The sequence below is a fragment of the Rhodococcus rhodochrous genome, from assembly GCF_014854695.1.
In the GTDB taxonomy this organism is placed as follows: domain Bacteria; phylum Actinomycetota; class Actinomycetes; order Mycobacteriales; family Mycobacteriaceae; genus Rhodococcus.
The window spans coordinates 1,054,922-1,067,415 of record NZ_CP027557.1 but is presented as its reverse complement, the minus strand read 5'-3'; the positions used below and the strand labels follow the sequence as shown (position 1 = coordinate 1,067,415).

The window sequence follows — 12,494 nt, the reverse complement described above, 5'->3', positions numbered from 1 at the left end:
CCCCATGTCACACACCGACCAAACTCACAGCCGCGCCGCGGCCGAACCCACCGCCGGAGCAGTGCAGCGGCCGTACGATTCCGCTCATGGCCGACACCCCACTCGAAGGATCCGCCGACGGTTTCGCGGACATCGCCTCGCAGCTCGACTACCCGATGTTCATCGTCACCGCATTCGACGGTGAGGAACGCAGCGGTTGCCTGATCGGCTTCGCGACCCAGTCCGCGATCGATCCGGCCCGCTTCCTGGTGGCGCTGTCGAACAAGAACCGGACCTACCGGGTGGCGTCGAAGGCGAAGCACCTCGCCGTGCACGTCCTGACCCCGGCCGACCGCGAACTGGCGGCCCTGTTCGGCGAGCACACCGGCGACGACATCGACAAGTTCGAGCGCTGCTCATGGCGCGAGGGACCCCACGGACTGCCTGTGCTGGACGGTCCGCGCGCGTGGTTCGTCGGCCGGATCCTCGAGACCTTCACGACCGGCGACCACGGAGGCTTCCTCCTCGAACCCGAGCGCGGTGAGCTCCGCGGCGACCTGGACCGCCTCATGACCTTCAAGTCCGTGGGCGATCTCGACGCCGGGCACGGCGCGTGACGTGCATCCGGCGGGCGGGAGTGGTCTGATCGGCGACATGCGACGACTCGACGACACCGATGCGGCGCAGCACGTGGACGACACGGCGCTGCGCGCTCTCTACGCCTACCCCGACGACCTGCCCCGGCCGTGGATGCGGATCAACTTCGTGTCCTCCCTCGACGGAGCCGTGGCGGTCGAGGGACGATCCGGTGCCCTCGGCTCGCCCGCCGACAAGAAGGTCTTCGGGCTGTTGCGCGAACTCGCCGATGTGATCCTTGTGGGCGCGGGCACCGTGCGGGCCGAGAACTACGGCGGCGCGAGGACCAGCGAGGCCCTGCGCGCGCGCCGCGAGGAGGCCGGACTTTCTCCGATACCGCCGGTCGCGGTGGTGACCGCCTCGTGCGACCTGCCGTCCGACCTGCGTCTGTTCACCGACACGACGATCCCACCGGTGGTCTTCACGACCGCACGGGCCCCCGAGACCGCCCGGCGCGCGGTGGAGGCCGCCGGAGGCGACGTCCGCGTCATCGCCGACGCGGTGATCGACGGGCCCTCCCTGCTCGCGGCGATCGGCGAGGCGGGTTGGCTCCGGGTGCTGTGCGAGGGCGGACCGAATCTGTTCGGCCGCTTGATCGAGGATGGCGTCGTCGACGAGCTGTGCCTGACCTGGGCTCCGGTCCTGGCCGCCGGTAACGCCGCGCGTATCGCGCACTCGCCGACCGCCGCTCTGACACCCCTGCGACGTGCGCACCTGGTGTGCGACGACGACGGCACCCTGCTCACCCGCTGGGTGCGACCCGATGCTCTGGAAGGAGACACGCATGGCCGATGACGACGTGGTGGAGGGGACGGATACCTCCGACGAGTTGATCGAGCAGCTGGCACGGCTCGCCTCCGACAAAGAGCTGACACTCGGCTGCGCGGAGTCGCTCACCGCGGGCACGCTCGCAGCCCGCCTGGGTGCCGCGAAGGGCAGCTCCGACTGGTTCCGCGGCGGCATCGTCGCGTACTCGCGCGAGGTCAAGTACGGCCTGCTCGAGGTTGCGGAAGGCCCGGTCGTGTGCGAGAGCGCGGCGCGCACGATGGCGGAGAGCACCTCCCGCCTCCTGGGCGCGGACATCGTCGTCGCCGTGAGCGGCGCCGGTGGACCCGACCCACAGGACGGCCGGCCGCCCGGCACGGTCTGCTTCGCCACGACCGGTCCGGACGGCACCCGCAGCGAGGAGCAGCGCTTCGACGGTGATCCCCAGGATGTGCTCGCGAAGACGGTGCGTCACGCCTTGTCGTTGCTCGTCGAGCGTGCGTCCGCCTGAAAATCGGATGCGATCTCCTACACCCGGGGCCTAACGTGACGAGCATGCGCGTCGTCTTCACGAAGGGTCCCGGCATCGGGTACGAGATCGCGGTGCACCGCGACACCGGTCCGGAGCTCGCTCCGCGCAACGGCCCGGGCGGTCACCCCTATCTCCCCCACGACCTCGTGCACCTGCTGGTCGAGAAGGAGGCGGGTATCGAACTCGGTGTCTTCGGGCAGTTGGCCGCGGGCGACAACGGCATGTTCTGGCCCGTCGACAACGCGGAGCGGACCCGCGCGGGACGGCGTCGCCGGTCGAAGAAGCAGACGATGTCGCCGCGCGCGGAGGCCGACACGATCAGGTCGGAGACACTGGCGCGCATCGCCGTTCCCGCCTGGGAGGTGCGGCGCGGTCTGGCGCGGAGCCTTCCGGCATATGTGTCCGCGCACGACGTCACCCCGGTGGTCGACCGGATCGTGGACACCTTCGACGACCACGCCGACCGGTGGCATGCGCTACCGGTCGGCGGGTCGTTGACGGTCGCCTGGAAGGTGTCGCTACAGAACCGACGGTGACACGTCGAGGGTCGTGCGGTCGAGACTCGCGAGCAGATCGAACTGCGGACCGGTCCTGGGCAGTTCGAAGCGGAAGAAATACCGCGCGGCGGCGCGCTTCCCATCGAAGAAGTCGCCCTCGCGGTCGCCCACCGCGAGGAGCTGCTCGAGCCACATCCACGCCACCACCACGTGCCCGACAGCTTCGAGGTAGACCGACGAGTTGGCCAGGGCCACAGCGGAATCGCCGGTGGACCACAACGTCGCGGTCGTTTCCGCGACGCGCGCCACGGCCGAGCCCAGTTGCTCCGCGTAGGCGGCGGCGTCACCCCCGGCCTGCGTCGCCCGGGTGATGGTCTCTCCCACCGCGTCGCCGAGCAGCGCGAGAGCGGCACCGCCCTGCATGATCACCTTGCGGCCGAGCAGGTCGAGACCCTGGATACCGTGCGTGCCTTCGTGAATGGGGTTGAGGCGGTTGTCGCGGTAGAACTGCTCGACGTCGAACTCGCGGGTGTAGCCGTAGCCGCCGAGCACCTGGATCGCGAGGCTGTTGGCCTCGAGGCACCACTGCGACGGCCAGGACTTCGCGATGGGAGTGAGCAGGTCCAGCAGCAGACCGGCGCGGGTGCTCTCGTCGTCGCTCTCGGCGGTGCGCTGCACGTCGACGAGCTTCGAGCAGTACAGCCCCAGCGCGAGCGCTCCCTCGACATAGGACTTCTGCGCCAACAACATTCGTCGCACATCGGCGTGTTCGACGAGCGGCACCTGCGGCGAGGCCGGATCCTTGGCGCCGAGCGGCCGGCCCTGCGTGCGGGTACGGGCGTAGTCGAGCGACTGCAGGTACCCGGCGTAGCCGAGGGAGGTGGCGAGGAAGCCGACGCCGATCCGGGCCTCGTTCATCATGTGGAACATGTACGACAGGCCCTTGTGCGCCTCACCGAGCAGATAGCCGACCGCGCCGGCCTCACCGCCCGGGGTGTGGACGCCCTCGCCGAAGTTGAGCAGGGTGTTGGTGGTGCCGCGGTTGCCCATCTTGTGGTTGAGGCCGACGAGCGCAACGTCGTTGCGTTCGCCGAGCGTGCCGTCGGCCTCGACGAGGAACTTCGGGACGATGAACAGCGAGATGCCCTTCACGCCGTCCGGTCCGCCGGGGATCTTGGCGAGGACGAGGTGGACGATGTTCTCGGTGAGTTCGTGGTCACCGCCGGAGATCCACATCTTGGTGCCGGTCAGCCGGTAGGTGCCGTCGGCGGCGGGCACGGCCCTGGTGGTGATGTCGGCGAGCGACGAACCGGCCTGCGGTTCGGACAGGCACATGGTGCCGAAGAAGCGGCCTTCGAGCATCGGCGGCACGAAGGTCTCGATCTGCTCGTCGCTGCCGTGGGTGACCAGCAGGCTCGCGTTGGCGGCGGTGAGGAAGGGATAGGCCGAGGTGCCGGCGTTCGCGGCCTGGAACCACGCCATCGATGCGCGCTGCACGGTGACCGGCAGTTGCATGCCGCCGTGCTCCTCGTCGAACCCGCCGGCGAGGAGTCCTGCCTTGCAGAACAGGTCGAGCGCGTCCTTGACTTCGGGGATGATCTCGACGCGACCGTCCTCACCGATGCGGGGTTCTTGGGCGTCGCCCTTCTTGTTGTGGGTCGCGAAGTGCTTGGTGGCGATGTCGGCGCTCAGGTCGAGCACGGCGTCGAAGGTCTCCCGGGAGTGCTCGGCGAAGCGGTCCCGAGCGGTGAGGGACTCGATGTCGAGCCAGTCGTACAGGAGGAAGTCCAGGTCGCGGCGGGACAGTACGGGAGAGGGCATCGAGGATCCTTTCGGGCGACTCGGATATCGGCCGTAGCAGGAACGAACTCAGCAGGAACGAACTGAGCAAGAGCGAACTAAGCGCTCACTCAGTAGACCAACGACGGTGCATGATGTCAACGACGCCTTCTCCGCGACCCGCAGGACGGACCCCGTGACCGACACACCCGAGCAGACCCCCGACGCCTCTCTTGTCACAGCGCTGCCAGGCGGTGGATCCGAGGTCGCGCGCCGGCTGGTCGCCTCCGCGGTGGAGTCCTTCGCACGCCGCGGCTATCACGCGACCACCACCCGCGACATCTCCGTCGGCGCAGGGTTGAGCCCCGCGGCGCTCTACGTGCACTTCCCGTCCAAGGAGGCCGTACTCTTCGAGGCCGGCCGCAACGGGCACCACCACGTCCTCGAGGAGGTCGAGAGCGCCGCCGCGAGTTCCACCGACCCGATCGAGCGGATCCGCGCCATCGTCGACCGTTTCGTGCGGATCCACGCCGTGCACCACACGACCTGCCGGGTCGCGCAGTACGAACTGCACGCGCTCTCGGAGGAGCACTACCGCGAGATCGCGGAGATCCGCAGGCGCACCGACGCCGTGGTCCGGGAGGTCATCTCCTCGGGTGTCGACAGTGGCGCGTTCCGGGTCGGCGACGTGCCCACCGCAGCGCTGGCGATCCTGTCGCTGGGGATCGACGTCGCCCGCTGGTACCGGCCCGGCCGCGTGGACGTCGACGATCTGGCCCGCAACTATGTCGACCTCGCGTTGTCGATGCTCGGGGCGCCCCGGAACTGAACGACGACGAGGCCCGCAACACCGGTGGTCTCACCGGTATTGCGGGCCTCGGATGTCGTTGCGGGTCCGGTTATCCGACGCCGAGCAGATCGATCACGAAGACCAGAGTCTTGCCTCCGAGCGGATGCCCGGAACCGGCCGGTCCGTACGCGAGCTGCGGGGGCACCGTGAGCTTGCGGCGTCCACCGACGCGCATGCCCGGAATGCCTTCCTGCCAGCCCGGGATCAGACGTCCGAGCGGGAAGCGGACGGAGTCGCCACGAGCGAACGACGAGTCGAACACATCGTTGGTGTCGTACTCCACGCCGTGGTAGTGCACGTCGACCACGCCGCCGGGCTGCGCTTCGTCGCCGTCACCGATGGTGATGTCCTCGATGACGAGATCGGCGGGCGCCGGGCCGGTGGCCGGTTCGACCGTCGGAACCTCCGGCGGCACCTGCACGGCGAGCAGGTCGATGATGAACACGAGCGTCTTGCCCGACAGGCGGTGGCCCGATCCGGCGGGACCGTAGGCGAGCTCCGGCGGGATGGTCAGCTGGCGACGGCCGCCGACCTTCATGCCCGGGATGCCCTCCTGCCAGCCGGCGATCAGACCGGACAGCGGGAAGGTGATGGACTCACCACGGCTCCACGACGAGTCGAACTCTTCACCGGTATCGAACTCGACCCCGACGTAGTGGACTTCGACCTTCGATCCGGGCTCCGCTTCGGCACCTTCGCCGACCACCAGGTCCTTGATGACCAACTGGGTGGGGGCGGGACCCTCCTGGAACTCGATTTCGGGCTTTGTCATGCGTGTCTCCTCGTCGGGATTCGGTCGATCTTTCCGGTCGCTACGAGGGTTCAGCGCTCCTCGAGGGACGTGTACGGGCGCTCGGTGTAACCGGTGTAGATCTGACGCGGACGGCCGATCTTCAGGGTCGGGTCCGAGTGCATCTCACGCCAGTGCGCGATCCAGCCGGGCAGGCGACCCAGGGCGAACAGCACGGTGAACATGCGGTCCGGGAAGCCCATCGCACGGTAGATCAGGCCCGTGTAGAAGTCGACGTTCGGGTACAACTTGCGCTCGATGAAGTAGTCGTCCGTGAGGGCGGCCTCTTCGAGCTTCATGGCGATCTCGAGCAGTTCGTCGCCCGCACCGAGCTTCTTGAGGATGCGGTCGGCGGTCTTCTTGACGATCGCGGCCCGCGGGTCGTAGTTACGGTAGACGCGGTGTCCGAAGCCCATGAGCTTCACGCCGTCTTCCTTGTTCTTGACCTTGCGGACGAAGTCCTTGACGTCGCCGTCGGACTTCTGGATGCCGTCGAGCATCTCGAGCACGGCCTGGTTGGCGCCGCCGTGCAGCGGGCCCCACAGTGCGTTGATGCCGCCCGAGATGGACGTGAAGAGGTTGGCGTCGGAGGAACCGACGAGGCGCACCGTCGACGTCGAGCAGTTCTGCTCGTGATCGGCGTGCAGGATGAGCAGCATGTCGAGCGCCTGAGCGATCTCGGGATCGATCTCGTAGGGCTCGGCCGGGAAGCCGAAGGTCATGCGCAGGAAGTTCTCGACCAGCGACAGCGAGTTGTCGGGGTAGAGGAAGGGCTGACCGACCGACTTCTTGTAGGCGTAGGCCGCGATGGTCGGCAGCTTGGCGAGCAGACGGATCGTCGACAGCTCGACCTGCTCGGAGTCGTCCGGATCGAGGGAGTCGGGGTAGTACGCCGACAGAGCGTTGACCGCGCTCGACACGACGGGCATCGGGTGCGCATTGCGCGGGAAGCCGTCGAAGAACCGCTTGAGATCCTCGTGCAGGAGGGTGTGGCGGCGGATCTTGTCGGTGAAGACCTCGAGCTGCTCCGCAGTCGGCAGCTCACCGTAGATCAGCAGGTAGCTGACCTCGATGAACGTCGACTTCTCGGCGAGCTGCTCGATCGGGTATCCGCGGTACCGCAGAATGCCCTTCTCGCCGTCGATGTACGTGATCGCCGACTTCGTGGAGGCGGTGTTGACGAAACCCGGGTCGAGGGTGGTGTACCCGGTCGCCGCGAGGAGCTTGCCCAGCTCGATACCGTCATTGCCTTCCGTCGCCTTGGCGATCGACATCGTGTGTTCGCCACCGGGGTAGCTGAGGGTGGGGTTGGTGTCATTCTCAGCGGGCACGAAGGATCCCTCTCAAGCTCAGACCTACGAGAAACTTCCGGACATTCACGTAGAACCTAGCCGTAGCGCGGGGTATGCGCTGAGGCAGGGTCCGCCGAAAGTCCCCGATCGGTATGTCGTCCATGTGGGTTCCGAACGCTCGCCCGCACCCTCCGCGACTGCGCCGCAAGGCCGGCACACGCCGATAACCTGCGGCAATACTACCCGGGTCTCACCAAGGTCGTTACGCGGGGATCTGCGCGTATCGGTGCCCCACGCCGGCCCCTGTACTCACGGCACGGCGAAGAGTGCGTCGACCAGCACGGCGGTGGTCTCCGCGACGGGCGCGCCCTCGAGGGGCGCGTCGGGGTCACCGGTGGTCGAGTCCGACAGGATCGCCAGCAGCAGCGGTTGCCCGTCCGGCGACCACACCACCCCGGCGTCGTTCACCGTCCCGTGATTGCCCCCGCCCGTCTTGTCCGCCGACGTCCATCCCGGCGGCAATCCCCCGCGGATCCGGGTGTCCGAGGTGGTGGTCGCGCGCATCCAGCCGAGCAGAGTCCGCTGTTGCGGAGCGGGCAGCCCCGGGCCGAGGAGCACCTCTCGGAAGCCGCGAGCGAGTCCGGCAGCGGTGGTGGTGTCGCGCTCGTCGCCCCGTGCCGCCTCGTTGAGTTCGGGTTCCCAGCGATCGAGCCGGGTGGTCTCGTCCCCGACGGAACGGGCGAAGGCGGTGACGGCCTCGGGTCCGCCGATCCGTTGGAGCATCAGGTTTCCGGCGGTGTTGTCGCTGCGGGTGAGTGCGGCCTCGCACAGCCGGTCGATCGGCAGTACGCGCCCCTGATGTTCCGAGGTCACCGGCGAATTGACGACGATGTCCTCCGGGTCGATCGGGAGGGTCTCGTCGAGACGGAGGGATCCTTCCGCCTCGAGTCGCAGGATCGCGGCGGCGGCGTAGACCTTGAACGGAGAACAGATCGCGAACCGTTCGTCGGCCCGGTAGGTGTGGACGCGCCCGGTCACCGGCGACTGCGCGACCACACCGAGTCGTACGGCGTAGCGGTCCTCGATCTCCCGGAGACGCTCGTCGACACCGGCGGCGAGCAACTGTGTGTCGGGCACCGAATCGGCCGTCGTCGACGGGATCGTGTCGACCGGACCGTCCTGCGACCCGCAGGCCGCCGCTGCGGCGACGGAGGACAGGGCAAGGGCGGAGTGGAGAAAACCCCTGCGCGACAATCTGTTCCGGAGGATTGAATCGGTGGGTGTCATGCCGACAGGACACCACCGACGGGAATCGTCCCGCCAATATCCACCCGCCGTCCGCACGAGTCGGAAAAACTATCGCCGCTGTTGAAGACGGGAACGACGGACGGGATCCGGCCGCGCGACACGCCGGGTCGGCGAATCGTCCGCCCGTACTGATTGAATCCCCTGCCATGGACCTGATCCGCCACCTCCGGTTCTTCGTCACCGTCGCGGAGGAAGGACACTTCGGCCGGGCCGCGGCGGTGCTCGACATGACGTAACCTCCTCTGTCACAAGGACTTCGGAAACTCGAGCAACAGCTCGGTTCCGAACTCGTGCATCGCACCAGGCAGGGAGCGGTCCTCACGCCCGCCGGAGCCGAGCTGCTCCCCCGCGCTCGTCTCCTCGTCGACGACGCCGATCGTTTCCTCGCCGAGGCCGGACGCGTCGCCCGCGCCCGGGGTCTTCTGCACTGGGGTGCCACCCGCGCACTGCCCGACCGTCTGGTCACTCTGTGCGTCACCGCTCTGAGCAGACGCGGTGAGGCGACGGTGTCGACGCGTTCCGCGAGCACCGTCGAACTCGTCGACGCCGTCCGCTCGGGCATGTGCGATCTCGCCGTCGTCGAACATCCGGCCCTGACCGAAGGACTCGACGCCGGACCGGTGGTCAAACTCCGGCGATGGCTGGTCGTGCCGGACGACCACCGCAGCGCCCGCTCCGACCGGCCCCGGTTGCCGATGCTCTCCGACCTGACGTTCGCCGCGCCGCCGCGGACGGGGAACCCCGCGGCCTTCGACGCGGTGCAGGATCTGCTGCGCGAACGAGGACTCGATGTCGAGACCACCCCGGCGGCGGACGACCGCGCGGTGCTCGCCGCCGTGGCCGCCGGTACCCACTTCGGGATGTCGACCTCACCACCCGGCTCGGCGCCCGGCGTGGCCTGGCTGGACTGGGCTCCGTGCGCGCTGGCCCTGCGGGTGCGCATCGTCCGGCGTGCCGACGCCGACGTCGGTGCGCACGTCGACACCCTCGACCGCGTGCTGTTCAAGGAACGGGTCCGGTGAATGGCGGGGAACGGCGAGACAGTGCGGTCGACCGGATCCGGGCGGTGTTCGCGGATGCCGGGTGCACGGGATGGCTGCACGCCCGCCGGTGTTCGGATCCGCGTGCGGCGATGCTGTCGGTGCGCGGGGACGAACGCGTGGTGCTCGCGGCGGTGTACAAGCTTCCGCTGTTCCTCGCGTTCTGCGCGGAGGTGGACGCAGGCCGGCTCGACGCATCCGGGCAGCTGCGGATCGTGCCGTCGGACTGCACCCCCGGCCCGACCGGGATCGCGAGCTTCCGGGATCCGGTGACGATGAGCCGACGCGACGTGGCCGCATCGATGATGACGGTGTCCGACAACGCGGCGGCCGACGTGCTGCTCGGCGAGATCGGCACGACCGCTGTCGAGGAACTGCTCGCGCGCCTCGGACTCACACGGACCCGGATCATCGGTGGCACGGCGGACGTCTATCAGCGCCTCGTCGAGGAGACGGACACCCGCACCACCGTCGAGGCGTTCCGGGCGCTCACCGACATCGACGCCGCCTGGACCGTCTCGGCGTACGACCCGGCCTACACGAGCGCGACCACCCCGGAGGAGATGACCCGGCTGCTCGAGGCCGTGTGGTCGGGCTCGGTGCTCTCGCCCGAGAGCACCGCCTTCGCGCAGCAGGTGATGCGCGCCCAGATCTGGCCGCACCGCATCGCGTCGGGCTTCCCGCATCGCGGGGTCGCGATCGCAGGCAAGACCGGCACGATCGGCATCATCCGCAACGAGGTGGCGGTCGTCGAGTTCCCCGGCGAGTATCCGATCGCCATCGCGGTGTTCACCCGCGCCGCCCGCGCGGATCCCGTTCTGCCGGTCGTCGACGCTGCGATCGGTGAAGCCGCGCGCATCGCCGTCACGGAGTTGCGTGCTCCCCTGCCGGGCGACTCCGCAGGTCCGTCATCCGAGAGTGCGTGAGACCCGGTACCGGACGAAGGCCGGGAAGGCGACGACGCACACGAGCGTGCCGACGATTACGAGGACGCCGCCGCCGGCCGCGGCGACCGCGGTTCCTGCCGCGGCCGCGGCGGCGCCGTGGAGCACGTCGCCGATGCGCGGTCCTCCCGCGACGACGACGATGAACACGCCCTGCAACCGGCCGCGCATCTCGTCGGTGGCGACGGTCTGCAGCATCGTCGAGCGGAAGGCCGCGGACACCATGTCGACCGCCCCGCCGAACGCCAGGAAGAACAGGGCGACCCACAGCAGCAGACCGCTGCCGTCGGGCTCGGCCCACCACACCGCGGCGCCGAAGCCGACCATCGCCACGCCCCACAGGACGATGCACACGATCACGGCGAGACCCTGGCGCTGCACCCGCGGCAGCCATCCGGAGAAGACGCCGCCGACCACCGCGCCGACCGACATCGCCGCGAACAGCAGACCGAGGGCGAAGCCGCCCTGCGCCGGATCGCCGAACGACTCGTGGGCGATCTGCGGGAACAGGGCACGCGGCATCCCGAACACCATGGCGACGATGTCGACGACGAACGACGCCAGCAGAATCTTCTGGCCGGACAGGTACCGGAAGCCGTCGAAGACCGCGCGCAGCCCGGCCTTGGTGACCTCGCCGAGCGGCGGAATCGCCGGGAGTCGCACCACCGCCCACAGCGTGGCCAGCAGGAAGATCGCGTCCAGCAGGTAGAGGGTGGACAGTCCCACGACGGGTATGAGGGCCCCGGCGAACAGCGGGCCCGCGATGGCGCCGAACTGCACGACGGTCATGTTCAGCGAGGTGGCGGCTGCGATCTGCCCTACCGGCAGCAGCCGAGGGATGATCGCCGCGCGGGTCGGCTGGTTCACCGCGAAGAACGCCTGTTGCAGCGAGAACAGGCACAACAGCACCCACACGTTGTTCAGCCCGCTCGCCGCCTGCACCCACAACAACACGGACGTGACGCCGAGACCGGTGGAGGTGATGAGCAGCAACTTGCGGCGGTCCATCGCGTCGGCGAGCGCCCCTCCCCACAGTCCGAAGACCACGAGCGGCACGAGCCCGAACACACCGGTCAGCCCCACATAGGCAGAGTTGCGGGTGATCTCGTAGATCTGCTGAGGAACGGCGACGACCGCCATCTGCGCACCGATGACGGTGACGATTCCGGCCCACCACAGCCGGGCGTAGTCCTTGTTGCGCAGCGGTGTGGTGTCGGCGAGCAGCCGCCTCACGGTTGCAGACGCTCGGTGATCCAGCGACCGTCCACCAGCCGGGTCCGGATCCGGTTGTGCAACCGGTTGGGCCGGCCCTGCCAGAACTCGACCGACTCGGGGACGATGCGGAATCCGCCCCAGAACGGCGGCACCGGGATGTCGTCGTCGACCTCGTAGCGCTCGGCGGCCTCGACGAGGGCGTGCTCGAGATCGGCGCGTTCGGCCACGGGACGCGACTGCTGCGACGCCCATGCGCCCAGGCGGGATCCGCGCGGCCGCGTCTGCCAGTACGCGAGGGTCTCCTCGTCGGACACGCGGACGACCGGTCCGCGGACGGTCACCTGCCGGTAGACGGGCAACCAGAGGAAGGTCGCCGAGGCATAGGGGTGCCCGGCCAGATGGCGGCCCTTGTCGGACTCGAAGTTGGTGAAGAAGGTCAGGCCGTCGGCGTCGATCTTCTTGCACAGCACGGTGCGGGTCGCCGGGTGGCCGTGCTCGTCGACGGTTGCGAGCACCATCGCGTTCGGCTCGGGCACCGCGGTGGCGACCGCGTTCGCAAACCACGTACGCACCAGCGGAAGCCAGCCCTCGGCGACATCGCCGGGGGTGAGATCGCGGTCGGCCGGGGACTCGTCGGTCGGCCCGGCAGGGCTGTAGTCGACACGCATACGCGCGAGGTCGTCACCCTCGGGGCGCGGCAACGGGAAATCGGACGGCACGAACGACGACGGTACTCCCGGCATCCGGGCGGCGACGCCCGGACCACGGGCGCTACAGTTTTCACGACGACCCGAGTGGGGCGCCGATCACACCTGACGGTGACCTCATTCCACCGGCAGCGCGGCTCGGACCGGGCCGTGCTCGAAC

At 68.9% G+C, this 12,494-nt stretch carries 12 protein-coding genes and 2 pseudogenes; 7 read left to right on the top strand and 7 right to left on the bottom strand.

What is annotated here, in order from left to right:
• The first annotated feature begins 86 nt into the window (after positions 1-86).
• Genes C6Y44_RS05050 through C6Y44_RS05035 form a run of 4 tightly spaced genes read left to right on the top strand, consistent with a single transcriptional unit; the run spans position 87 to position 2,448 of the window.
• Positions 87-596, top strand: coding sequence for a flavin reductase family protein (locus C6Y44_RS05050; RefSeq protein WP_120281566.1), 510 nt, complete (start codon positions 87-89; stop codon positions 594-596).
• 37 nt (positions 597-633) lie between these two features.
• A complete protein-coding gene (locus tag C6Y44_RS05045; protein WP_174246930.1) occupies positions 634-1,410 on the top strand; it encodes a pyrimidine reductase family protein in 777 nt (258 codons plus the stop codon).
• Positions 1,400-1,891 carry a CinA family protein gene (locus C6Y44_RS05040; protein WP_120281564.1) on the top strand — a complete coding sequence of 164 codons (492 nt, stop codon included), beginning with the start codon at positions 1,400-1,402 and terminating at the stop codon, positions 1,889-1,891. Before C6Y44_RS05045 ends, C6Y44_RS05040 begins: the two co-directional genes overlap by 11 nt.
• Positions 1,892-1,935: 44 nt before the next feature.
• Positions 1,936-2,448: a hypothetical protein gene (locus C6Y44_RS05035; protein WP_192378708.1), complete on the top strand. Its 513-nt coding sequence runs from the start codon at positions 1,936-1,938 to the stop codon at positions 2,446-2,448.
• On the opposite strand, the gene C6Y44_RS05030 is transcribed toward C6Y44_RS05035, so the two are convergent.
• Positions 2,431-4,230: an acyl-CoA dehydrogenase gene (locus tag C6Y44_RS05030; protein WP_192378707.1), complete on the bottom strand. Its 1,800-nt coding sequence runs from the start codon at positions 4,228-4,230 to the stop codon at positions 2,431-2,433. The two genes, C6Y44_RS05035 and C6Y44_RS05030, sit on opposite strands and share 18 nt — an antisense overlap.
• Positions 4,231-4,336: 106 nt before the next feature.
• Between C6Y44_RS05030 and C6Y44_RS05025 the strand changes: the two genes are divergently transcribed.
• Entirely contained in the window at positions 4,337-5,017 is a 681-nt protein-coding gene (locus C6Y44_RS05025) for a TetR/AcrR family transcriptional regulator (protein WP_159416586.1), read from the top strand.
• A gap of 70 nt (positions 5,018-5,087) precedes the next feature.
• On the opposite strand, the gene C6Y44_RS28065 is transcribed toward C6Y44_RS05025, so the two are convergent.
• From C6Y44_RS28065 to bla, 4 genes and pseudogenes are all read right to left on the bottom strand, one after another.
• A complete protein-coding gene (locus C6Y44_RS28065; RefSeq protein ID WP_039958015.1) occupies positions 5,088-5,453 on the bottom strand; it encodes an FKBP-type peptidyl-prolyl cis-trans isomerase in 366 nt (121 codons plus the stop codon).
• Between the two features lie 6 nt (positions 5,454-5,459).
• Positions 5,460-5,810: pseudogene (locus C6Y44_RS28060) on the bottom strand (FKBP-type peptidyl-prolyl cis-trans isomerase); the annotation flags it as partial.
• 50 nt (positions 5,811-5,860) lie between these two features.
• Complete coding sequence (locus C6Y44_RS05015) at positions 5,861-7,159, bottom strand: citrate synthase (RefSeq protein WP_016694482.1); 1,299 nt, start codon at positions 7,157-7,159, stop codon at positions 5,861-5,863.
• A gap of 270 nt (positions 7,160-7,429) precedes the next feature.
• Complete coding sequence (bla, locus tag C6Y44_RS05010; RefSeq protein ID WP_225623727.1) at positions 7,430-8,407, bottom strand: class A beta-lactamase; 978 nt, start codon at positions 8,405-8,407, stop codon at positions 7,430-7,432.
• A gap of 167 nt (positions 8,408-8,574) precedes the next feature.
• On the opposite strand from bla, the pseudogene C6Y44_RS05005 reads away from it, so the two are divergent.
• Positions 8,575-9,450, top strand: a pseudogene (locus tag C6Y44_RS05005) (LysR family transcriptional regulator).
• Positions 9,447-10,394: a serine hydrolase gene (locus tag C6Y44_RS05000; RefSeq protein WP_192378706.1), complete on the top strand. Its 948-nt coding sequence runs from the start codon at positions 9,447-9,449 to the stop codon at positions 10,392-10,394. The pseudogene C6Y44_RS05005 and the gene C6Y44_RS05000 overlap by 4 nt, the downstream one beginning before the upstream one ends.
• On the opposite strand, the gene C6Y44_RS04995 is transcribed toward C6Y44_RS05000, so the two are convergent.
• Together C6Y44_RS04995 and pdxH are read right to left on the bottom strand one after the other, a co-directional pair.
• A complete protein-coding gene (locus C6Y44_RS04995; RefSeq protein WP_159416588.1) occupies positions 10,377-11,645 on the bottom strand; it encodes an MFS transporter in 1,269 nt (422 codons plus the stop codon). The genes C6Y44_RS05000 and C6Y44_RS04995 overlap by 18 nt on opposite strands.
• Positions 11,642-12,328, bottom strand: coding sequence for a pyridoxamine 5'-phosphate oxidase (pdxH, locus tag C6Y44_RS04990; protein ID WP_174247087.1), 687 nt, complete (start codon positions 12,326-12,328; stop codon positions 11,642-11,644). Before pdxH ends, C6Y44_RS04995 begins: the two co-directional genes overlap by 4 nt.
• Positions 12,329-12,494 lie beyond the last annotated feature (166 nt).

Bases quoted from the DNA above. Each gene is read 5' to 3' on its own strand.
- C6Y44_RS05050 (WP_120281566.1), top strand. From the start codon at position 87: ATGGCCGACACCCCACTCGAAGGATCCGCCGACGGTTTCGCGGACATC.
- C6Y44_RS05045 (WP_174246930.1), top strand. From the start codon at position 634: ATGCGACGACTCGACGACACCGATGCGGCGCAGCACGTGGACGACACG.
- C6Y44_RS05040 (WP_120281564.1), top strand. From the start codon at position 1,400: ATGGCCGATGACGACGTGGTGGAGGGGACGGATACCTCCGACGAGTTG.
- C6Y44_RS05035 (WP_192378708.1), top strand. From the start codon at position 1,936: ATGCGCGTCGTCTTCACGAAGGGTCCCGGCATCGGGTACGAGATCGCG.
- C6Y44_RS05030 (WP_192378707.1), bottom strand. From the start codon at position 4,230: ATGCCCTCTCCCGTACTGTCCCGCCGCGACCTGGACTTCCTCCTGTAC.
- bla (WP_225623727.1), bottom strand. From the start codon at position 8,407: ATGACACCCACCGATTCAATCCTCCGGAACAGATTGTCGCGCAGGGGT.